Annotated in this window: 19 protein-coding genes; 13 read left to right on the forward strand and 6 right to left on the reverse strand. The window is 69.0% G+C overall.

The window, feature by feature from the left end:
* The first annotated feature begins 29 nt into the window (after positions 1–29).
* The 3 genes from mhpT to BCR55_RS21530 all read left to right on the forward strand — a co-directional run bounded on the left by mhpT (position 30) and on the right by BCR55_RS21530 (position 4,182).
* The gene (gene mhpT, locus BCR55_RS21520; RefSeq protein WP_006407833.1) at positions 30–1,235 is read left to right on the forward strand and encodes a 3-(3-hydroxy-phenyl)propionate transporter MhpT; all 1,206 of its coding nucleotides are present in this window, start codon (positions 30–32) and stop codon (positions 1,233–1,235) included.
* Positions 1,236–1,300: 65 nt separating this feature from the next.
* Positions 1,301–2,440, forward strand: coding sequence for a porin (locus BCR55_RS21525; protein WP_006397484.1), 1,140 nt, complete (start codon positions 1,301–1,303; stop codon positions 2,438–2,440).
* Between the two features lie 26 nt (positions 2,441–2,466).
* Entirely contained in the window at positions 2,467–4,182 is a 1,716-nt protein-coding gene (locus tag BCR55_RS21530; protein ID WP_201776347.1) for a tannase/feruloyl esterase family alpha/beta hydrolase, read from the forward strand.
* A 107-nt stretch (positions 4,183–4,289) separates the two neighbouring features.
* Here BCR55_RS21530 and BCR55_RS21535 read toward each other — a convergent pair whose 3' ends face one another.
* Positions 4,290–5,648, reverse strand: coding sequence for an aspartate aminotransferase family protein (locus BCR55_RS21535; protein WP_053298104.1), 1,359 nt, complete (start codon positions 5,646–5,648; stop codon positions 4,290–4,292).
* 332 nt (positions 5,649–5,980) lie between these two features.
* Here BCR55_RS21535 and BCR55_RS21540 point away from each other — a divergent pair, with 332 nt between their 5' ends.
* Positions 5,981–7,978, forward strand: coding sequence for a glycoside hydrolase family 28 protein (locus tag BCR55_RS21540; protein WP_065495886.1), 1,998 nt, complete (start codon positions 5,981–5,983; stop codon positions 7,976–7,978).
* A 52-nt stretch (positions 7,979–8,030) separates the two neighbouring features.
* Here BCR55_RS21540 and BCR55_RS21545 read toward each other — a convergent pair whose 3' ends face one another.
* Together BCR55_RS21545 and BCR55_RS21550 are read right to left on the reverse strand one after the other, a co-directional pair.
* Positions 8,031–8,537 (reverse strand): GNAT family N-acetyltransferase, encoded by a 507-nt coding sequence (locus BCR55_RS21545; RefSeq protein ID WP_065495887.1) that lies wholly within the window; start codon positions 8,535–8,537, stop codon positions 8,031–8,033.
* Positions 8,538–8,910: 373 nt separating this feature from the next.
* Positions 8,911–9,558 (reverse strand): glycine zipper 2TM domain-containing protein, encoded by a 648-nt coding sequence (locus BCR55_RS21550; RefSeq protein ID WP_006411458.1) that lies wholly within the window; start codon positions 9,556–9,558, stop codon positions 8,911–8,913.
* A 341-nt stretch (positions 9,559–9,899) separates the two neighbouring features.
* On the opposite strand from BCR55_RS21550, the gene BCR55_RS21555 reads away from it, so the two are divergent.
* Complete coding sequence (locus BCR55_RS21555) at positions 9,900–11,099, forward strand: amidohydrolase family protein (RefSeq protein WP_065495888.1); 1,200 nt, start codon at positions 9,900–9,902, stop codon at positions 11,097–11,099.
* Positions 11,100–11,190: 91 nt separating this feature from the next.
* Positions 11,191–12,375, forward strand: coding sequence for an amidohydrolase family protein (locus tag BCR55_RS21560; protein WP_065495889.1), 1,185 nt, complete (start codon positions 11,191–11,193; stop codon positions 12,373–12,375).
* A 73-nt stretch (positions 12,376–12,448) separates the two neighbouring features.
* On the opposite strand, the gene BCR55_RS21565 is transcribed toward BCR55_RS21560, so the two are convergent.
* Positions 12,449–13,309, reverse strand: a complete 861-nt coding sequence (locus BCR55_RS21565) for a LysR family transcriptional regulator (protein ID WP_035948573.1) — start codon at positions 13,307–13,309, stop codon at positions 12,449–12,451.
* Between the two features lie 450 nt (positions 13,310–13,759).
* Here BCR55_RS21565 and BCR55_RS21570 point away from each other — a divergent pair, with 450 nt between their 5' ends.
* On the forward strand, positions 13,760–14,545 hold the full coding sequence (locus BCR55_RS21570; RefSeq protein ID WP_065495893.1) for an ABC transporter substrate-binding protein: 786 nt from the start codon (positions 13,760–13,762) through the stop codon (positions 14,543–14,545).
* A gap of 32 nt (positions 14,546–14,577) precedes the next feature.
* Positions 14,578–15,429, forward strand: a complete 852-nt coding sequence (locus BCR55_RS21575; protein WP_006412147.1) for a phytanoyl-CoA dioxygenase family protein — start codon at positions 14,578–14,580, stop codon at positions 15,427–15,429.
* A gap of 54 nt (positions 15,430–15,483) precedes the next feature.
* On the opposite strand, the gene hutC is transcribed toward BCR55_RS21575, so the two are convergent.
* On the reverse strand, positions 15,484–16,221 hold the full coding sequence (gene hutC, locus BCR55_RS21580; RefSeq protein WP_006407842.1) for a histidine utilization repressor: 738 nt from the start codon (positions 16,219–16,221) through the stop codon (positions 15,484–15,486).
* Positions 16,222–16,263: 42 nt separating this feature from the next.
* Positions 16,264–17,028 carry an SDR family oxidoreductase gene (locus tag BCR55_RS21585; RefSeq protein ID WP_035948577.1) on the reverse strand — a complete coding sequence of 255 codons (765 nt, stop codon included), beginning with the start codon at positions 17,026–17,028 and terminating at the stop codon, positions 16,264–16,266.
* A gap of 269 nt (positions 17,029–17,297) precedes the next feature.
* On the opposite strand from BCR55_RS21585, the gene BCR55_RS21590 reads away from it, so the two are divergent.
* From BCR55_RS21590 to catC, 5 genes are all read left to right on the forward strand, one after another.
* Positions 17,298–18,005: a YceH family protein gene (locus BCR55_RS21590; RefSeq protein ID WP_065496713.1), complete on the forward strand. Its 708-nt coding sequence runs from the start codon at positions 17,298–17,300 to the stop codon at positions 18,003–18,005.
* Positions 18,006–18,067: 62 nt separating this feature from the next.
* A complete protein-coding gene (locus tag BCR55_RS21595) occupies positions 18,068–19,198 on the forward strand; it encodes a 3-deoxy-7-phosphoheptulonate synthase (RefSeq protein ID WP_006407846.1) in 1,131 nt (376 codons plus the stop codon).
* A 242-nt stretch (positions 19,199–19,440) separates the two neighbouring features.
* A complete protein-coding gene (locus BCR55_RS21600) occupies positions 19,441–19,869 on the forward strand; it encodes a PRC-barrel domain-containing protein (RefSeq protein WP_006397467.1) in 429 nt (142 codons plus the stop codon).
* A 645-nt stretch (positions 19,870–20,514) separates the two neighbouring features.
* Complete coding sequence (locus tag BCR55_RS21605) at positions 20,515–21,645, forward strand: muconate/chloromuconate family cycloisomerase (protein WP_053298112.1); 1,131 nt, start codon at positions 20,515–20,517, stop codon at positions 21,643–21,645.
* A gap of 34 nt (positions 21,646–21,679) precedes the next feature.
* Positions 21,680–21,970 carry a muconolactone Delta-isomerase gene (gene catC, locus BCR55_RS21610; protein ID WP_006407850.1) on the forward strand — a complete coding sequence of 97 codons (291 nt, stop codon included), beginning with the start codon at positions 21,680–21,682 and terminating at the stop codon, positions 21,968–21,970.
* Positions 21,971–21,996: the final 26 nt, after the last annotated feature.

Here is a 21,996-nt window from a genome sequence, read left to right on the forward strand (position 1 = left end):
TCGCGTGCGGGTCCAGGTTTGGAGACGACATGGACACTTCCGTTGCCGAGAGGCCGGCCGTCGCGACGACGCTCGGTCTGTGTTTCGCGATCGCGCTGCTCGAGGGGCTCGACTTGCAGTCGGTCGGCGTCGCCGCGCCGCGCATGGCGCATGAATTCGGGCTGACCGTTTCGCAGATGGGCATTGCATTCAGCGCGGGCACGTTCGGGCTGCTGCCGGGCGCGATGCTCGGCGGCTGGCTCGCGGACCGGATCGGCCGCAAACACGTGTTGATTGCGTCGGTATGCCTGTTCGGGCTGCTGTCGATCGCGACCGCGCAGGTATCGAGCTTCGCGATGCTCGTCGCCGTGCGTGCGCTCACGGGGCTCGGGCTCGGCGGCGCGATGCCGAACCTCATCGCGCTGTCGTCGGAGGCCGTCGGCGCGCGCTCGCGCAGCAGCGCGGTCGCCGTCATGTACTGCGGGATTCCGTTCGGCGGCGTGATCGCGTCGCTGATCGGCGTGCTGCTCGCGGGCGACACCGAGTGGCGTCACATCTTCTACGTCGGCGGCGTCGGGCCGCTGCTGCTTGCGCCGCTGTTGATCGCGCTGCTGCCCGAGTCGCGCGCGTTTCTCGACGTCAGCGCGTCGGGCGCCGCGCGCGCGGGCGTGCGCGACACGCTGTTCGGCGGCGGCCGCACCGGCTCGACGCTCGCACTGTGGATCAGCTACTTCTGCACGCTGATCGTGCTGTATTTCCTGCTGAACTGGCTGCCGTCGCTGATGGCCGCGAAAGGGCTCGCGCGCGGGCAGGCCGGCATCGTGCAGATCTTCTTCAACATCGGCAGCGGCCTCGGCGTGCTCGGCATCGGCATGTCGATGGACCGGATGCGGCCCGCGCGCGTCGTCGGCGGCATGTATGCGGGGATCGTGCTGTCGCTTGCCGCGCTCGCGATCGCGCCGGGGCTCATGTGGCTGTCCGTCGCCGCGTTCGCGGCCGGGATGTTCGTCGTCGGCGGCCAGTCGGTGCTGTATGCGCTCGCCGCGATCTACTACCCGACCGCGATGCGCGGCACCGGCGTGGGCTCCGCGGTGGCCGTCGGGCGGCTCGGCTCGGTCGTCGGGCCGCTCGCCGCCGCCGAACTGCTCGCGATGGGCCGCAGCGCGTCGGTCGTGATCGGCGCGAGCATCCCCGTCACGCTCGTCGCCGCGATCGCCGCGCTGCTGCTGATCCGCCGGCCGCACGCGCAGGACTGAGTTCCTTCTTTCAACCCGACGCGCCGTCAGAGCGCGACATCGACGCAGGTCTGGAGACACTCATCATGAAGCACACCAAAGCCTTGCTGGCGGCCGGCGCATGCGCGCTCGCCGCGACCGGCGCGCATGCGCAATCGAGCGTGACGCTGTACGGAATCGTCGACACGGGCGTCGAATTCGTCACGCACGCGAACGCGGCCGGCGATCACGTCGTGCGGATGCCCGCGGTGACGGGCGAGATGCCGTCGCGCTGGGGCATTCGCGGCAACGAGGATCTCGGCGGCGGCTATCAGGCGGTGTTCGTGCTCGAAAGCGGCTTCAACGTGCGCGGCGGCGATCTCGGGCAGGGCGGCCGGTTGTTCGGCCGGCAGGCGTTCGTCGGCCTGAAGGGCGGCTTCGGCACGCTCGCGTTCGGCCGCCAGTACACGATGACGTATCTCGCGCTGCAAGGTGCCGACATCATCGGCCCCGACATCTACGGCCTCGGCTCGCTCGACGCGTATGTGCCGAACGGCCGCGCCGACAACGCGGTCACCTACATCGGCACCTATCGCGGCGTGACGCTCGGCGCCGCGTATTCGTTCGGCCGCGACGGCGCGGGCACCGGCAATTCGCCGGGGCAGGGCACCTGCGCGGGACAGGTGCCGGGCCATGCGGTCGAATGCCGGAACTGGTCGGCGATGCTGAAGTACGACAGCGCGTATTTCGGTGCGGCGGCCTCGTACGAAGAGCAGCGCGGCGGGACCGGTGCGGCCGCGAACTTCTTCGACGGCGTTGCGCCGGTCGCCTTCACGAGCAGCGCGGGCAAGGACGCGCGCGTGCATCTGAGCGCGTATGCGCAAGCCGGCGGCGCACGCGTCGGCGCGGGCTGGATCGGGCGCCGCGTGTCGACCGGATCGCCGGCCGCGGCCGGTGCACATTCCGATCTGTTCTTCGTCGGTGCGTCGTACACGGTGAAGCCTTATCTGATCGTCGACGGCGAAGGCTACCGGATCGTCAACAGCGCGCACGACACGCGCGCGACGATGGCGACGCTGCGCACGACGTATCTGCTGACGAAGCGCACGTCCGTCTATGCGCAGACGTCGTATCTGTGGAACAGCGCGCATGCGCGCTACGCGGTCAGCGGCGGCGGCCCCGGCACGACACCGGGCGAAGGGATGGGGCAGCTCGGCGCGATGGTCGGCGTCAAGCATCTGTTCTGATTCGACGAGCGCGCGAGGACACCATGATGAACCGCAAACTGCTGTGCGCGGCGCCGCTGTCGGCCGCACTGCTCGCCGCGTGCGGCGGCGACGATTCGGTGACGTCCGCACCGACGCATCTGAGCGCCGCGACGCCGGCCGCGATGACGCAGACCTGCGACGCGCTCGCCGCGAAGCTCGCGTACGCGAACACGTCGTTCACGTCGGTGACGACCGCCGCGGCCGGCGCGCTGACCGTCGCCGGCAGGCCGGTTCCCGAGCATTGCGTGATCGCCGGCAAGATGAACGAGCGCGTGAGCGCGGTCGACGGCAACACCTATGCGATCGGCTTCGAGATGCGCCTGCCGAAGGCCTGGAACGGCCGTTTCTTCTATCAGGCGAACGGCGGACTCGACGGCAACGTCGTGACCGCGACCGGCGAAATCGGCGGCGGCGGCCCGCTGACCGATGCGCTCGCGATGGGCTTCGCGGTGATCAGCTCGGATTCCGGGCACAGCGCCGCGCAGAATCCGCTGTTCGGCGTCGATCCGCAGGCGCGCATCGATTACGGCTACGGCGCCGTCGATGCGCTGACGCCGATGGCGAAGCAGGTGATCCGCATCGCATACGGGAAGGCGCCGGACCGCAGCTATTTCGGCGGCTGTTCGAACGGCGGCCGTCACGCGATGGTCACGGCCGTGCGCAACGCAGCCGACTACGACGGGATCGTCGCCGGCGATCCCGGCTTCCATCTGCCAAAGGCGGCGATCGGCGAGATGTACGGCGCGCAGCAGTTCGCGAAGATCGCGTCGGCGACGGGCGCGAACGGGCTGCCGGACATCCGCAGCGGATTCAACGATGCGGAGCGCCGCTTCGTCGGCGCGGCGATTCTCGCCAAATGCGACGCGCTCGACGGCGCGGCCGACGGGATCGTGCAGGACGTCGCCGCATGCCAGGCGCACTTCAGCCTCGACGCCGACATACCGGACTGCGCGAACGGCACGCGCACCGGTGCGTGTCTGACGCCGGCACAAAAGACCGCGCTCGCGAACGTGTTCGCCGGTGCGCGCAACAGCGCGGGCGCCGCGCTCTACGCGAGCTTTCCGTACGATCCAGGCGTGGCCGGCAGCGGCTGGGCCGCGTGGAAGCAGTCGAACTCGATCGCGCTCGATCCGGCCGCGATGGCGTTCACGTTCATGACGCCGCCGAAGCCCGCGTCGACGCTCGCCAACCTGGCCGGTTTCGCGCTCGGCTTCGACATGGACAACGATGCGCCGGCGATTTTCGCGACGAGCGGCGCGTACACGCAATCGGCGTGGTCGTTCATGACGCCGCCCGACGAAACGAACCTCGGCGCGCTGAAGCAGCGCGGTGCGAAGCTGCTCGTGTATCACGGCACCGGCGATCCGGTGTTCTCGTTCAACGACACGCGCGACTGGTATGCACGCCTCGCGCAGGCGAACGGCGGCGATGCGTCGGATTTCGCGCGCTTCTATCCGGTGCCGGCGATGAACCATTGCTCGGGCGGGCCGGCGACCGACCAGTTCGACATGCTGACGCCGCTCGTCGCGTGGGTGGAGCAGGGGCAGGCGCCCGGTGCGATCGTCGCGGCCGCGCGCGATGCGGCGAATCCGGTGCCCAATGCGGAGGTGCCCGCGTCGTGGGGCACGGGGCGTACGCGGCCGCTGTGTCCGTATCCGCAGGTTGCTCGCTATAACGGCTCGGGCGATCTGAATTCGGCGGCGAGCTTCAGTTGCCGCTGAGCGCGCGAGCGGTGCGCGCGGCGGTCCGGCGGTCCGGCGATCGCGCGATCCGGCGACCGGCGACCGGCGACGGACCGGCCGCGCGTGTCGCCGCGCGGTTCAAGCGCTCAGGTCAGCTCGCTCAGGCACGCGTCGAACTCGGCGACGAGCCGGTCGACGTCGTCGGCCGTCGTCTGCGGGCACACGAGCATCATGTTGTGGAACGGCGTGATCAGCACGCCGCGGTTCAACAGGTAGAGATGCACGATGTGCTCGAGCTCGCTGTCGAGCTGCGCGCCGGCGAGCGTGCCGTTGCGCGGCGGTGTCGGTGCGAACTGAAACTCGGTGCGCGCGCCGATGCGTGTCACGCACCACGGCAGCGCGTGTTTCGCGATCGTCTGCTCGAGCCCTGCCGCGAGGCGCGCGGCGAGTTCGAACATGTGGGCATACGCGGCGTCGGTCGCGACCTCGGCGAGCGTCGCGCGCATCGCGTGCATCGCGAGCATGTTCGCCGTCAGCGTCGTGCCTATGCCCGAATGGCCGGGCGGCGCGTTCAGCTTCGCCTGCTTCGCGCGTTCGGCGAATTCGGCGCTGAATCCGTACACCGCGCACGGCACGCCGCCCGCGATCGGCTTGCCGACCACGAGCACGTCCGGCTCGAGATCGTGCGCGACCGCGTAGCCGCCGGGGCCGCTGCTGATCGTGTGCGTTTCGTCGATCACGAGCAGCGTGCCGTGGCGGCGCGTGAGCGCGCGCGCCTCGCGCCAGAAGCCGGGCTCGGGCAGCACCATCCCGATGTTCGTCATCGCGGGTTCCGCGATCACACACGCGACGTCGTCGTGCTTCAGCGCCGCTTCGAGCGCGTCCAGATCGTTGAATTCGACGACACGCGTGTTCGCGAGCAGGTCGTACGATTGCCCGAGCAGGCTGTCGCGCTGCACCGGGCGGCCGTCGACGAGATCGACGAAGACGTCGTCGACGGTGCCGTGATAGCAGCCGTTGAACACGACGATCGTGTTGCGGCCCGTCGCGGCGCGCGCCCAGCGCAGCACGAAGCGGTTCGCATCGCTCGCGCTCAGCGCGAACTGCCAGAACGGCAGGCGGAAGCGGCGCGCGAGCTCGCGCGACACCCACGCGGCGTCCTCGCTCGGCAGCATCGTCGTGTAGCCGCGCGTCGCCTGCTCGGCGAGCGCGCGTGCGACCGGCTCGGGCGCATGGCCGAACATCGCGCCCGTATCGCCGAGACAGAAGTCGACGTAGCGGTGCCCGTCGACGTCGGTAAACGTCGCGCCGCGCGCCTCCTTCACGTACAGCGAAAACGGTGTCGACCAATCCTGCATCCAGTGCAACGGCACGCCGAAAAGCAGATGCTCCGCCGCTTCCGCGGACAGCGCGCGGGAAATCGGCATGGCTTCGGTGAACGCGCGGCGCTCGCGGTCGAACAGCGCGCGGGCGCGGGTGAGGTCGACTCCGTGGCGGGAAGACAAGTGCGGCTCCTGGTTGTGAAGGAGCAGACACGATAGCGTGCGCGGCGGGCCGCTGAACAGGGGCGGAATCACGGGGGCGGACACGAGGCGCCACGCGCGGCAGGCGATGGTTTGTGCGCATAAACATACGACAACGTATGTCGACACAGCGGAAGTCGCCGATGTGAGTGGGCGCACACGTCAGACAGAAGCCCCAGTACAAGCAGGGTAAACGACAAATACATCGAACGCGCGATTCGCGACTAGACTGCTCCAAGTAGTACGACGACATATGAATAATCGGCGTGCCGCCCGGCGCGTCGCCCGCCCTCTATCGATTTGAAGGAGTGTTCATGGCCGCTGCCCGCCACCGTTCGTCTTCGTCCGTTCGTTCGCGCTCGCCGAAGCGCCTGTCGCGCCGCGCCTTCCTCGGCTGGACCGGTGCATTGGCCGGGGGCACGGTGCTCGGCGGCCCGCTCGCGGCCACGCGCGCCTGGGCGGGCAACCTGCCCGCGTCGTCCGCGGTCGACCTGATCTGGGGCGAGCACGGCGCGGCCGCGCGGATCGCCGCGTCGCTCGCGCACGTGTCGCGGCTTGCGTTCCGCGCGCGCGACTTCGACGTCACGCATTACGGCGCGCGTCCGTGCACGACGGTCCCGCAAACGTCGCCGTACACGAACGCCGCGAAATCGCCGGTGAGCCCCGGTGCCGACCGGACGACGGCGCCCGGCGCGTTCGACTCGCGTCCGGCGTTTCTCGCCGCGATCGACGCGTGCGTGCGCGAAGGCGGCGGCCGCGTCGTCGTGCCGCCCGGCAACTGGTATTGCGCGGGCCCGATCGTGCTGCAGAGCAACGTGAACTTCCATCTGAGCGCGAACTGCACGATCTATTTCAGCCCGAACCCGGCCGACTACGCGAAGGACGGCCCCGTCGACTGCGGCGCGAACGGCCGGCTGTACTACAGCCGCTGGCAGGCTAACGACTGCCTGAACTACGGCGCGCCCGTGTACGCGCGCAACGCGGTGAACATCGCGCTGACCGGCGAAGGGCCGACGTCGGTGCTGAACGGGCAGGCGATGACGCCGTTTGCCGGCAGCGGCAACGGCAGCGTGTGCTGGTGGACGTACAAGGGCTCCTCGGGCGCGTACGGCGCGGCGGCGTCGGTGCCGAGCCAGGCGTATGCGAATCCGAACAACGTCGATCTGCGCATCGTCGCGCCCGGCATCCCCGATGCGCTGTACGCGATGCTGACGTCGCCCGTCACGCCGTGGCAGCAGGACCAGAACTATCTGCCCGCGCTCTCGGAAGCCGGCGTGCCGGTCGACAAGCGCATCTTCGGGCTCGGTCATTATCTGCGGCCGTGCATGGTCGAATTCATCGGCTGCACGAACGTGCTGATGGAGAACTACCAGACGCAGAACACGCCGTTCTGGCAGCACCATCCGACCGCGTGCCGCAACGTCGTGATCCGCGGCGTGACGACCAACAGCATCGGCCCGAACAACGACGGCTTCGATCCGGACGCATGCACCGACGTGCTGTGCGAGGACTGCACGTTCAACACCGGAGACGACTGCATCGCGATCAAGTCCGGCAAGAACCGCGACACCGAGTACGGGCCGGCGAAGCGGCATCTGGTGCGCAACTGCACGATGAACAGCGGCCACGGCGGGATCACGCTCGGCAGCGAGATGGGCGGCGGCGTCGAGCAGATCTACGCGACGAACCTGTCGATGCTGAACGCGAACTGGCAGACCAATCCGCTGAACATCGCGATTCGCGTGAAGACGAACATGAATCGCGGCGGCTACGTGAAAGACTTTCACGTGAAGGGCGTGTCGCTGCCGAACGGCGTCACGCTGAAGGGCGGCGGCTACGGCAGCGCGCTGCTCGCGGGCAGCCCGATCAACGCGAGCGTGCCGCTCGGCGTCGTGACGCCGGCCGCCGGCAATCCGTCGGCCGCGCAAGGCGGGATCGTCACGTTCGATTGCGACTATCAACCGGCGAACGACGCCGTGCGCACGCGGGCGCCGGTCGTGCAGAACGTGACGATCGCCGACGTGACCGCGCGCAACGTGACGCTGAACGGCGTGACCGCATCGTGCTTTCAGGCGATCGTCGCGCAGGGGCCGGTCGCATTCGACTACAACGGCGCGTCGCCCGCGCCGACCGTGCAGCCGATCGCCGGCGTAACGATCAGCAACTGCGATTTCGGCACGCCGGTCGCATCGGGCACGCCGACCGTCACGTCGCCGGGCCCGATCTATGCGTTCAACGTGAGCGGGATGACGCTGCGCAACGTCGTGATTGCGGGACAGACGGTCAACACGACGATCACCGATTCGCGTTGATCGTGGCAGCAAGAAGCGGCGAGCGGTCTCGCGCTGCGCGCCGCTGCGCCGATCATGCGATGCGCTTCACCATGTGGTGCTCGTCGTAGAAGCGACCGTCGACGCACAGCGAGCGCGGCTCGGTGCCGAACCGCTCGAAACCGAGCGACGCATAGAGCCGTTCCGCGGTCGCGTTGAGTTCATTCACGCACAGCATTAGCTGCGCGCACTGCCACACGCGTTCGGCATGCCCGATCGCGTGTTCGAGCAGCGACTGCGCGATGCCGCGGCCGCGATACGCGGCGTCGACATACACGCCCCAGATCGTCGCCTTGTGCGCGACCTTCGCGTGCGCGTCGCGTCGCACGCCCGTGCTGCCGACCAGCGTATCGCCGTCGAACGCGCCGAACACGGCTTGCGTGTGCGTCGGCGCGATCTGCGCCGCGAAGGTTTCGACCGGCACGGCCGCGACTTCGTCTTCGGTCGGCAGGAAGGACGTCGGCGACGTGCGGATCGCGGCAATGCGCAGCGACTGGAACGGGGCCGCGTCGGCGGCGTCGAGCAGGCGGATCGTGATCATCGGTCGGTATGCGCGCAAGCGCTTCGAATGTCGGGAGGCGCTGCCCGATAGGCGGCAGCGAACGTCGATGCTAAGCGAAAACGCACGCGCATGCTGAGACGTTGCGCCAGTTCGATGCGGCCTGGCGGAGGAGAGGATGCGGGAGGGCGGTTCGTACGCCGGCGCGGCGCGCGCCATGGTTCGGCGATGCGTGGCGTGAACGATGCCGATGTGAAAGGCTGCTTATGCGTGTTGCGTGCTGCATGTCGCTCGCCTCAACGGCGACCGATGCCCACGAAGCGCGCAAGCGACCGTGCCGGGTTGCGGCACGTCCGTGAAGAATCGTCGTTGCGCGCGCAACCGATCGGCAAACCGGTCGCGCGCGGACCGGACATCAGTAGCGCGACAGCTGGCTGCCGTTGATCTGTACGCGATCGCCAGGGCGCAGGTCGCCCGGCGACTGTACGTCGAACGAGCGCATCGAACCGTCGCTGACCTGCACGTCGATCCGATAGCCGCTCGGCGCCTGCTGCGCGCCCATCTGCTGACCGATCTGATTGCCCGCAACGGCGCCGCCGAGCGCGCCGATCACGGTGGCCGCATCGCGGCCGTGACCGCGGCCGATCTGATTGCCGAGCACGCCGCCGATCAGTGCGCCGACCACGGTGCCCGCGACGCCGGACGGGCCGACCGCGCTGTTGATCGGACGGATGTTCGCAACGGTCCCGTACTGGGTGCCGTAGGCGTTCTGGTACTGGCCGCCATACTGGTTCCCATACTGATTCCCGTACTGATTGCCGTACGGCTGCGACCCGTACTGCTGCTGCGAGTCGTACGGCTGGTTCGGATACGCGGGCTGCACGTAGCCCGGTTGCGTGTAAGCGGGCTGCGCATAGCCGGGCGTCGCATATTGCTGCTGCGGGTAGCCGGGCTGCGCGCCGTACGGACCGTAGCCGGGCGCGACGCACGCGGTCAGCGGAAGCGCCGCGACGGCGACGAGCGACGCAAACAGGACGGTCTTCTTGGAAGGCAGGCGCATCATGGGGTTTCCTGAATCGGCACGTGTTCGCCGACGGATTCCGGGACGGAGGCGAACTGGGCGTGAGTATAAGGAATGGCCCGATGCGCGTCCGGTGCGGCCGGGTAACAACGTGTAAAGTCTGTTGCGGCGTCGCTCCACGCGCGGGCTGCGGGCCGCGCCGGCCGTATGCGCGGCCCTCGCGCATGCATCGCGAAATCGAATGCGCGGCATCGTGACATTTAATTGGCCTCGCGCCGCGCCGTCCGCTATCGTGGCCGCACCCCATCCACGGTCGCGCCGCACCGTCCGACGTTTGCCGTTCGCCCCGGCGTCGCGCCGCGACCTTCGCCCTATCACGAACGATGACCGACCGCCTCTTCACCCATGCCGTCGACGCCGACGGCCAGCCCCTCGAACTGCTCGTGCGCGACGGCCGTTTTGCTGCGATCGGCCGCGACTGCGGCGCCGCGCCCGGCACGGAAACGATCGATCTCGACGGCCGCGTCGTATTGCCCGGCTTCGTCGACGGCCACATTCATCTGGACAAAAGCTTCGTCGGCGACCGCTGGGTGCCGCACGAACCGGTCGACTCGCTGCGCGAGCGGCTCGCGGTCGAGAAGCGTCAGCTCGCGGCCGCGCCGCCGATCACCGAGCGCGCGCATGCGCTGATCGCGCAGGCCGCCGCATTCGGTACGGTCGCGATGCGCAGCCATGTCGACGTCGACGCGACGACGGGCCTCGCGAACCTGCACGCGGTGATGGCCGCGCGCGAACGGTGGCGCGGCATCGTCGACATCGAGCTCGTCGCGTTTCCGCAGGCCGGCGTCGTGTCGTGCGCGGGCACGGCGGAGATGCTCGACGCGGCCGTGCGCGAAGGCGCGGACGTCGTCGGCGGCATCGATCCGACGACGCTCGACGGCGATGCGGACGGCCAGCTCGACATCGTGTTCGGCATCGCCGAGAAGCGCGGCGTGAAGATCGACATTCATCTGCACGAGCCGGGCGACACCGGTATCGCACAACTGTTGCGGATCGCTGCGCGCACGCGTGCGGCGGGCCTCGGCGGGCGCGTGAACGTGAGCCACGCGTATGCGCTCGGCCAGGTCGGCGCCGACGTCGTCGCGCGCACCGCGGCCGCGCTGGCCGACGCCGGCGTGTCGATCATGACGAACGCGCCGGGCGACTGCGCGTTTCCGCCGGTGCTGGCGTTGCGCGACGCGGGCGTGCAGGTGTTCGCCGGCAACGACAACATTCGCGACGCGTGGTGGCCGTACGGCAACGGCGACATGCTGCAGCGCGCGATGCTGATCGGCTATCGGTCGGGCTTCTACACCGACGACGCGCTGCGCGTCGCGCTCGACATGGCGACGCACGCGGGCGCACGCGCCATCGGCCGAGCACGCTACGGGCTCGCGGTCGGCTGCGACGCGACCTTCGTCGCGGTGCGCGCGCCGAACGCAGCGGCCGCCGTCGCCGGCGTGCCCGCCGAGCGCTGGGTCGTGCGTCGCGGCGAAAGCGACCGCGGCGCGCCGTACGCGCCCGCGCTCGATTTCGCGCGATGATGATGCGGACCGGGCGCCCATCGCGCGCCGTCAGCTTGCATTGCACCCGCTCGCACGGCGCTCGACTTCACACTGACCGCACGAGATCGACATGACCTTCTTGCTGATCCGCAATGTCCGCACGGGCGCCGACGACGCGCTCGACATCCTCATCGAAGGCGACCGCGTCGTGCGCACGGGTCCGTCGCTCGATGCGCCGCCCGGCTGCGCGATCGAGGAGGGCGCCGGCGCGATCGCGCTGCCGGGCCTCGTCGAAGGCCACACGCATCTCGACAAGACGCATTGGGGCATGCCGTGGTATCGCAACGCGGTCGGTCCGCGCCTCGTCGATCGCATCGAGAACGAGCGGCACTATCGCGCGACGAGCGGTCACGATGCCGGCGCGGCATCGCTCGCGCTCGCGCGTGCGTTTCTCGCGGCCGGCACGACGCGGATTCGCACGCACGTCGACGTCGATACCGACGCGGGGCTGCGTCATCTGCATCGCGTGCTCGATACGCGCGAGACGTTGCGCGGCCAGGTCGAGATCCAGATCGTCGCGTTTCCGCAGTCGGGCGTGCTGAAGAGGCCCGGTACCGACGCGCTGCTCGCCGACGCGCTCGCGGCCGGCGCCGATCTGCTCGGCGGCCTCGATCCGTGCGCAATCGAAGGCGACCCGGTGAAAGCGGTCGACGTGCTGTTCGCGATCGCGGAACGCTACGGCCGCGGCCTCGACATTCACCTGCACGAGCGCGGCTCGATGGGCGCGTATTCGCTCGACCTGATCCTGCAGCGCACGGCCGCGCTCGGCATGCAGCGCAAGGTGACGATCAGCCACGCGTTCTGTCTCGGCGACATCGCGGAACGCGAGCGCGATGCGCTGCTCGCGCGGATGGCCGAGCTCGGCGTCGCCGTCGTCACGACGGCGCCGGCCGCGGTGCCGGTGCCGTCGGTCCTCGCGTGCCGCGCGGCCGGCGTGACCGTCATCGGCGGCAACGACGGCGTGCGCGACACGTGGACGCCGTACGGATCGCCCGACATGCTCGAGCGCGCGATGCTGATCGCGATGCGCAACGACTTCCGCCGCGACGACGCGCTCGAAGTCGCGCTCGAATGCGTGACGCACGGTGCCGCACGCGGCTGCGGCTTCGACGCTTACGGGCTGCAGCCCGGCGCGCGCGCCGACGTCGTGCTCGTCGATGCAATGACGCTCGCGGAGGCCGTGGTCGCACGGCCGGTGCGGCGGCTCGTCGTGTCGTCGGGGAAGATCGTCGCGCGAAACGGCGCGCTGGTCTGACCTGCGCACGGCGGTGCGCGGCGGCGCGTGCGTGGCCGCACACCGCCTCGCATGCCGCTTTGCGGCACGCGGCTTACTGCTCGTGTTCGAGCATGTCCGCGAGCGTCTTCGTCAGCTCGCGCACCATCGGATCGGCGGTCGGCCGATGCAGGATCGCGACGTCCATGTTCTCGATCGGCGCGAAGCCTTGCGTCGCGGTCAGCACGATGTGCTCGGCCGTCACCGCGCGCGCGGGCAGCACGCTGATCCCGAGCCCGTCGGCGACGGCCGCCTGAATGCCGCTCAGGCTCGACGTCGTGAACGCGATGCGCCAGCGGCGGCCGCGTGCCTCGATCGCCTGGATCATGTCGTCGCGATAGAGCCCGCGCGGCGGAAACGCGACGATCGGCAGCGGGTCGAGATCGATCGACGGATGCTTCGCGCTGTCGATCCAGCGCAGTTTCTCGGGCCAGCGCGCGACCGCTTCGCGGCTGTCGCGCCGCTGCTTGATCAGCACGAGATCGAGTTCGCCGCGATCGTACGCGGCGCTGACGTCGCGGCTCAGCCCGCACGTCACTTCGAGTTTCACTTGCGGATGGGCGCGCTTGAACGCGGCGAGCGCGTGCGTCGTGCGGCCCGCCGCGAAATCGTCCGGCACGCCGAGCCGGATGGTGAGCGCCACCGTCGCACCGGCCAGCACTTCGAGCATCTCGTCGTTCAGCGCGAGCATCCGCCGCGCATAGCTGAGCACGGTCACGCCCGCATCGGTCGGCCGCACGTCGCGCGTGCCGCGATCGAGCAGGCGATGCCCCGCGATTTCCTCGAGTCGCCGCACCTTCTGGCTCACCGTCGACTGCGTCGAGTGCAGCCGCGCGGACGCGGCCGTAAAGCTGCCGCAATCGGCGACCATCACGAGCGCGCGAAGCAGATCGAGGTCGAACAAAGGTCTATTCATTTCTGCACTTCTGGTGGGGCGAGCATTGCGTTTCCGAATGCGGGGGACGACTTTTAACATGCGCCGCCACGCCCGGCAATCGCGGTTTCGCCGGAGCGGGCGCGATTGCTCGCGGGCGGTATAGACATCTGTCGCAAGCCGGCAGCCGAAAAAAACCGGGAGTGCGCTGTCGAACAGAGGGCAGGGTAAACATGGAAAGTGCGACTAAGTCCCGCTCAAGTTCGGATAACAAACGCCAATCAATCCGACTTCCCGCACGCGACCGAACGCTCGTCGCATAGAGCCGCGCGCGGGCGCGTCGCTCCCGTCTTGCGCACCGAAAATCGGCGGTCTAGACTGCGCCGCACGTCATCGAAGTCCCCTGTTTCGCGCACCGCGCCGGCATCCGGCGCGGCGTATCCACCGGACGTCGCGCGCCTGCGCGCCGCGTCGAGACCCAAAGGATCTGCCATGAACCGGATTGCCAAGCTTCTCGCCACTGCACTCGCCTGCGCGCCGCTCGTGTCGTTCGCGCACGACACGTCGACGATCCGCTGGGGCATCGACCCGACGTATCCGCCGTTCGAGGCGAAACAGCCGGACGGCTCGCTGACCGGCTTCGACATCGACCTGCGCGACGCGATCTGCGTGCAGCTGCATGCCAAATGCGTATGGGTCGAGCAGAACTTCGACGGGATGATTCCGGCGCTGCGCGCGCGCAAGTTCGACGTGATCATGTCGGCGATGACGGCAACCGAAGAACGGCTGAAGCAGATCGACTTCTCGAACAAGCTCTACGCGTCGCCGGCCGCGCTGGTCGCGCCGGCCGGCTCGAAGCTGCAGTCGACGGCTGCGTCGCTCGCGGGCAAGCGCGTCGGGATCATCCAGGGCACGACGCAGGACATGTACGCGAAGGCCGAATGGGCGCCGAAGGGCGTGACGATCGTCACGTACCAGAACCAGGACCAGGTGTATCAGGATCTCGTGAACGGCCGCCTCGACGCGACGTTCCAGGACAAGACGCAGGCCGGCTATTCGTTTCTGAAGACCGAGCGCGGCAAGCACTTCGCGTTCGCCGGCGACGACATCACCGACTCGCGGATCACGGGCTTCGGCGTCGCGATGGGGCTGCGCAAGGGCGATGCGGCGCTCAAGTCGCGGCTGAACGACGCGATCGCGGCGATTCGCGCGAACGGCACCTACCAGAAGATCGCCGCGAAATACTTCGACTTCGACATCTACGGCGCAAAGCAGTAAGCGGCGCGCATTCAACCGACTGCAGGCAGATCATGACGACGAGCATCTCCGAGCGTGTCGCGCAAGCCGTGACGCCCGACCTGATCGAAGCGTTCCGCACCGATGGCGCGGTATGCATCCGCGGCATCTTTTCGCCGGACGAAGTGGCCGCGCTGCGCGCCGGCATCGACGAGAACCTCGCGCATCCGAGCGCACGCGCGAAGGTCGCGAGCCGCCCCGACGATCCGGGCTGGTTCTTCGAGGATTTCTGCAACTGGCAGCACAACGACGCGTATCGGCAGTTCATCGTGCGTTCGCCGGCGCCGTCGGTCGCGGCCGCGCTGATGGGCACCGCGACCGTGCGGCTGCATCACGACCATCTACTCGTGAAGGAGCCCGGCACGCGACAGCGCACGCCGTGGCATCAGGATCAGCCGTACTACAACATCGAAGGCGACGACAACGTCAGCATGTGGATTCCCGTCGATCCGGTGCCGCTCGAGTCGACGCTCGAGTTCGTCGCGGGCTCGCATCGCGGGCCGTGGCTGATGCCGCGCACGTTCATGGACAAGGAAGCGAAGTGGTTTCCGGAAGGCAGCCTCGCGGACTTGCCGGACATCGAAGCCGACCGCGCCGCGTTCCCGATCCGTCGCTGGGCGCTCGAGCCCGGTGACATGGTCTGCTTCCGGATGCTGACGCTGCATGCGTCGGGCGGCACGCGCAACCGGCGGCGCGCGTTCTCGATCCGCTTCGTCGGCGACGACATCCGTCACGCGCCGCGTCGCTGGAAGACGTCGCCGGACTTCCCCGGTCTCGCCGACGAACTGCCGGACGGCGCGCCGCTCGCGCATCCGCTGTTTCCGATCGTGTGGTCGCGCGAGGCGGGACAGGCGAGCGCGATCTGAACGCGAACGCGCGCGCGCACGCGATGCGTGCGGCACCCACGCGGCCGCGTGCGCTCAGGTCTGGCGGCGCCCCGCGCCGGGCTTGAAGCGCGAACCGAGCCGATAGCGGTTGCCCGGATGCAGGAAGTGCACGAACGTGACGGGCACGCCCTTCGTCCACGTACGGCGCGTGAGCGTCAGGCACGGTTCGTCCGCGCGCATGTCGAGCAGCCGCGCCTGCTCGGCCGTCGGCAGCGACGCGTCGACCACGTGCTCGATCTCGAGCTCGTCGTGCGACACGTTGTTGTACAGATACTCGGACGGCGGTTCCTGGCTGAAGTCCTGATCGATGAATGCGGGCGCGGCGGCGGGGTTCACGTAGCGGTCCTCGAGCTGGATCGGGCGGCCGTTTTCCTCGTGCACGCACACCACATGAAACACCGGCGTATTGACCGGCAGGCCGAACGCCGCGGCGACGTCGAACGACGCCGGCTCGCGCGACTGGCTCAGCACGCGGCATCGGTACGCGTGCCCGCGCGCGCGGATCTCGTCGCGGATATGCGCGATCATCAGCAGGTTCGACTGCGGCTTCGATTCGGCGACGAACGTGCCGACGCCCGCGATCCGCTTCAGCACGCCTTCCTCGGTCAGTTCGCGCAGCGCGCGGTTGACCGTCATGCGCGCGACGCCGAACTGCGCGGCGAGATCGAGTTCGGACGGAATGCGGTCGCCCGGCCGCCATTCGCCCGCTTCGGTTTTCTGGCGAACGAGCGTCTTGATCTGCTGGAACGGCGCGGTGGTCTTCATGACCATCGGGGAACTCTCGGGCAAAGGCGATCGACGGATTCTAGCGGATCAGGCGGCCGGCAGTTCGCGCACGTCGGCCGTCGGCGTCGCGCCGAACGCGTCGCTCAGCGCGTAGCGGATCAGCTGCCGCGCGGCCGCCTCGGGCGTCGACAGCGCGCCGCTCGCCTTCAACTGCTCGAACTTGTCGCGCATCGGAAAGCGGTCGTCGCCGGTCGCGCGGATCGTCGCCTGCATGCCGGTGTCGACGACGCCCGGCGCGACGCTGCCAATCCGCAGCGCGCGATTCGCGTCGAGCGCGACCGCGCGCGCATGGTGATCGAGCGCGGCCTTGGTCGCGCAATAGACGCTCCAGCCCGCGTAGGCATTGCGTGCGGCGCCGCTCGACACGTGCACGATCCGGCTCTCCGTCGGCGCCGAGACGGCTTGCGCGAGCGCGGCCGACAGCATCAGCGGCGCCGCGACGTTGAGGTTGACCGCGCGTGCGACCGTGTTCGCGTCCTGCACGTCGAGCGGGCCGATCGGATCGACGATCCCCGCGTTGTTGAACAGCAGCACGAGCGATGCGCCATCGACGAAGCGTCGCAGCGTATCGCCGGCGAGCCACGCGGCGACGGCGGCCGCGTCCGACAGGTCGAGCTCGATCTCGGCGAACTGCGCGTGCGACGCGGCCGCGAGCGACGGATGTCGGCTGCGCGACACGCCGAGCACGGCGATGCCCTGATCGAGCAATTGCGTGGCGAGCGCGGCGCCGAGCCCGCGCGTGTGACCGGTGACGATGGCGCGCACGTTCGGTGCGCTGGCGGATGGAGTCATGTCGGTGAACGATGAAGAACGTGGAGCGCGCACGCGCGGCGGCGTCGCGCGAAAACGAAACGGTACGGGGCGCGCGCCGGGCGGCTGCGTCGCATCGCGTCGTGGAAATCCGGATGAACGGCTATCGTAGCGCCGCACCGCGCGACGCGCAAACGCGGCACGCGCGCCTGCGCGGGCGCGCTTCGCCGCGAGCTATCATATGCGTCACCCGTCCGCCTGCCGGACGCGCATCGAACCGATTCCTCTCTGCTGCTGCCGCGACGCCACTCATGAACACCACGCCGGATACGCCCACGCCACGCGCCCTTCGCGAACTCACGCCCCTCGAGGCCCGCATTCTCGGCGTGCTCGTCGAGAAGCAGCACACGGTGCCGGATACCTATCCGCTGTCGCTGAATGCACTGACCGCGGGCTGCAACCAGAAGACCGCGCGCGCGCCGGTGATGAACGTGACCGACGACGAAGTGACGACGGCGCTCGACGCGCTCAAGCATCTGAGCCTCGTGTTCGAGGGCAGCAGCAGCCGCGTGCCGCGTTTCGAACACAACCTGAACCGCGTGCTCGGCATTCCGAGCCAGGCGATCGCGCTGCTGACGGTGCTGATGCTGCGCGGCCCGCAGACGGCGGCCGAACTGCGGCTGAACAGCGCGCGGCTGCACGGCTTCGCCGACATCTCGTCGGTCGAGGCGTTTCTCGACGAACTCGCGACGCGCGAGCCGCCGCTCGTCGTGCGGCTGCCGCGCGCGCCCGGCGCACGCGAGAACCGCTGGATGCATCTGCTGTGCGGCGACGTCAACGTCGGCGAATTCGCGGGCGCCGACGGCGGCGGCGGGGAGGCCGTGGCGCCGTCCGAGTTCGAGGCGCTGAAGGCGGAGCAGAGGCGTCTCGCGGACGAAGTCGCGCGGCTGAACGCGCTGGTGCGCCGCATGGCGTCCGAACTCGGGATCGACGCCGACGCGCCGGGCGACGCGAACTGACGCCCGACGCGGGTGCCATAATCGAGCCTGCCGATCCATCCAGACGCCCGCGGAGAATTCCCATGCAGAAGCTCGACAATCCCACGCACGATCGCGAGGTCGGCGTCGCCGACGCGACGCTCGATACGACGCGCATCGACGACGTCCGTATCGGCGCCGTGCGTCCGCTGATTTCGCCGGCGCTGCTGCTCGACGAACTGCCGGTGCCGGCGGCCACGCAGACGCTCGTCGAAGATACGCGCAAGGCGATCGGCGACATCCTGCACGGCCGCGACGATCGGCTGCTGCTCGTCGTCGGCCCGTGCTCGATCCACGATCACGACCAGGCGCTCGACTACGCCCGCCGCCTGAAGGCCGCTGCCGATGCGCTGAAGGACGATCTGCTGATCACGATGCGCGTGTACTTCGAGAAGCCGCGCACGACGGTCGGCTGGAAGGGCTACATCAACGATCCGCGTCTCGACGGCAGCTTCCGCATCAACGAAGGGCTGCGGGCCGCGCGGCAACTGCTGCTCGACATCAACGCGCTCGGCTTGCCCGCCTCGACCGAATTCCTCGATCTGCTGAGCCCGCAGTACATCGCGGACCTGATCGCGTGGGGTGCGATCGGCGCACGCACGACCGAGAGCCAGAGCCATCGTCAGCTCGCGTCGGGGCTCAGCTGCCCGATCGGCTTCAAGAACGGTACCGACGGCGGCGTGCAGGTCGCGTCGGACGCGATCGTCGCCGCGCGCGCGAGCCATGCGTTCATGGGGATGACGAAGATGGGCATGGCCGCGATCTTCGAGACGCGCGGCAACGACGACGCGCACGTGATCCTGCGCGGCGGCAAGAACGGCCCGAACTACGACGCGGCGCACGTCGACGCGAGCTGCGCCGTGCTGCGCGCGGCGGGCCTGCGCGAGCAGGTGATGGTCGACTGCTCGCATGCGAATTCGAACAAGTCGCACGAGCGGCAGATCGAGGTCGCGCAGGATCTCGCGCGCCAGCTGTCGCAGGGCGAGCACCGCATCGTCGGCGTGATGATCGAGAGCCATCTCGAAGCCGGCCGTCAGGATCTGAAGCCCGGCGTGCCGTTGAAGTACGGCGTGTCGATCACCGATGCATGCCTGAGCTGGGCGCAGACCGAACCCGTGCTCGACGTGCTGGCCGAAGCCGTGCGTCATCGCCGCGTGTTCGCACGCAACGCGTGACGGTGCGCGCGCACTGCGACATCGTGCTCGCTGCAGCGCTTTCGCGCAGACGCTAACATGGGCCGTGCGACGTATCGACGGCCCGCGATCCCGGCCCCTTCGATACCTGCACGCGGCGGCGCGGCCGTGCCGCCGATCCCTCGGCGAAGCCCGGTGTCGCGGCGGCGGTCCGTATCGCGGATGGCCGGCGCGGTCCGGGTTTTGCTGCCAGAAGCGTTCCTCATTCAACGGAGCAAACAAGCATGGCGTTCTACAAGACCCTCGTCGCAGTGGCCGTCCTCGCATCGAGCGTGAGCGCGCACGCGCAGATCGCCGGCGCGCAGCCGCTCAGCGTGACCGTCGAGCAATCGCAGGCGCTGCTGGAAGGCTGGAGCGTGAAGAAGAGCGTGCTCGGCAAAGCCGTCTACAACGATCAGAACCAGAAGGTCGGTACCGTGCGCGACCTGATCGTCGCACCCGACGGCTCCGTGTCGGCGGCGATCGTCTCGGCCGGCGGCTTCCTCGGTGTCGCCGCGCACGACGTCGCGGTGCCGATCGCGTCGCTCGACGTGCGCAGCGGCAACATCTATCTGCCGGGCGCGACGAAGGACGCGCTGAAGGCGACGCCGGCATTCCAGTACGCGAAGGTGCCGTCGCCGCCGAAGCCGAAGAAGGTCGACGACAAGCACTGATCCTCGCGCGTCCGCGTGCGCCCGTGGCGTGATGCGCCGCGTGTCGCGCGCCGGGCGCCGCGCGTGCGGCGCTCGTCTGCACGCGCATCCCGCGCGTCGCGGCGGTTGCCGTGCATCGAGCCCGCCGTCGTCCGTCACTCTCTGTCCTCTCATCCATGCCGCTTGCGGCGACGCAAGCGACGCGATCGCCTGCGCGACGTCGTCGCGCGCACCGCGCCCGCCGAGCGGCATGCGCGCGCATGCCCGCGGCATCTTCACCGATTCGATTCAGGCCGCAGACAACTTCATCGGCTCCGCGAGCAACGCGATTGCCGTCGGACCGGCCGCGCCGGTGCCGCCATTTCCCCTCAGGAAAACCCTGATCGCGCATCGTCGGGCGCGTTTTCTCCTGCCGCTGCGGGCCATCGGACCGGCGCCGTCGGGCGCGTCGTCGCCGCGCCAGCCGACTTGTCGCGAACCTCGCTCCGACGCGGCTCCCCGGTCGTCCGACCAATCTTGTGAGGTATGGAAAACACGGTCATTCCGATGCGGAGCCGAATATCGAATACCCGGCAGGTATGGATAGGGGTGTCCAAAAGTATTGGACGCTGCATTTGGGCGAGACGTATAAATCGGTCCAAGCACCCCACATACACGACGTATCCCATGATCACCATCGAACGCATCGAAACCCGGCTCGTCGATCTGCCGACGATCCGTCCGCACAAGCTGTCGGTCGCGACCATGCACGGCCAGACGCTGATGCTGGTGAAGGTGTTCTGCAGCGACGGCGTGACGGGCATCGGCGAAGGCACGACGATCGCGGGGATGGCCTACGGCCCGGAAAGCCCCGAAGCGATGAAGCTCGCGATCGACACGTACTTCGCGCCGGCGATGATCGGCCGCGACGCGACGCGCATCCAGGCGCTGATGGCGTATGTCGGCAAGCTCGTGAAGGTCAACCATTTCGCAAAAAGCGCGCTCGAAACGGCGCTGCTCGACGCGCACGGCAAGCGTCTCGGCGTGCCGGTGAGCGAGCTGCTCGGCGGACGCCGCCGCGAGCGCCTGCCGGTCGCATGGACGCTGGCATCGGGCGACACCGCGCGCGACATCGACGAGGCCGAGCACATGCTCGACGTGCGCCGGCACAACGTGTTCAAGCTGAAGATCGGCGCGAAGGCGCTCGATGTCGACATCCGCCACGTCGCCGCGATCAAGAAGGCGCTCGGCGATCGCGCGGCGGTGCGCGTCGACGTGAACATGGCGTGGAGCGAGACGCAGGCCGCACGCGCGCTGCCCGCGCTCGCGGACGCCGGCTGCGAACTGGTCGAGCAGCCCGTCGCATCGGCCGCCGCGCTCGCACGGCTGATGCGCCGCTTCCCCGTCGCGCTGATGGCCGACGAAATCCTGCAGGGCCCGGACAGCGCGTTCGACATCGCGAAGCAGCACGGCGCCGACGTCTTCGCGATCAAGATCGAACAGAGCGGCGGGCTGTTCGCCGCGCAGCGCGTGGCGACGATCGCCGATGCGGCCGGCATCGAGCTCTACGGCGGCACGATGCTCGAAGGCGCGGTGAGCACGGTCGCGTCCGCGCATCTGTTCGCGAGCTTCGCGAACTTGCAGTGGGGCACCGAGCTGTTCGGGCCGCTGCTGATCACCGAAGAAATTCTCGCGACGCCGCTCGACTACAGCGAGTTCGAGCTGACCGTGCCGAGCGGCCCGGGCCTCGGCATCGAGCTCGACGACGAGAAGGTCGCGCGGTTTACGCGCGACGGGCTGACGAAGGTCGTCCGCTAACCCGATTCCCCACACACGTATCAGGATCATCACGATGCTTTTCCACGTACGAATGGACGTCAATCTGCCGGCCGACATGCCGGCCGGCGTGGCCGACGAGATCAAGGCGCGCGAAAAGGCGTATTCGCAGACGCTGCAGCGCAGCGGCAAGTGGCGCCACATCTGGCGCGTGGTCGGCGAATACGCGAACTACAGCATTTTCGACGTCGCGGACAACGCCGAGCTGCACGACATCCTGACGCAGCTGCCGCTGTTTCCGTACATGAAGATTTCGGTGACGCCGTTGTGTCGCCACCCGTCGTCGGTTCGCGAAGACGACGTCTGAGCCGGCCGCGCGATGCCGCGCGAGCG

The organism is Burkholderia sp. CCA53 (assembly GCF_001685525.1).
Taxonomy (GTDB): Bacteria; Pseudomonadota; Gammaproteobacteria; order Burkholderiales; family Burkholderiaceae; genus Burkholderia; species Burkholderia multivorans.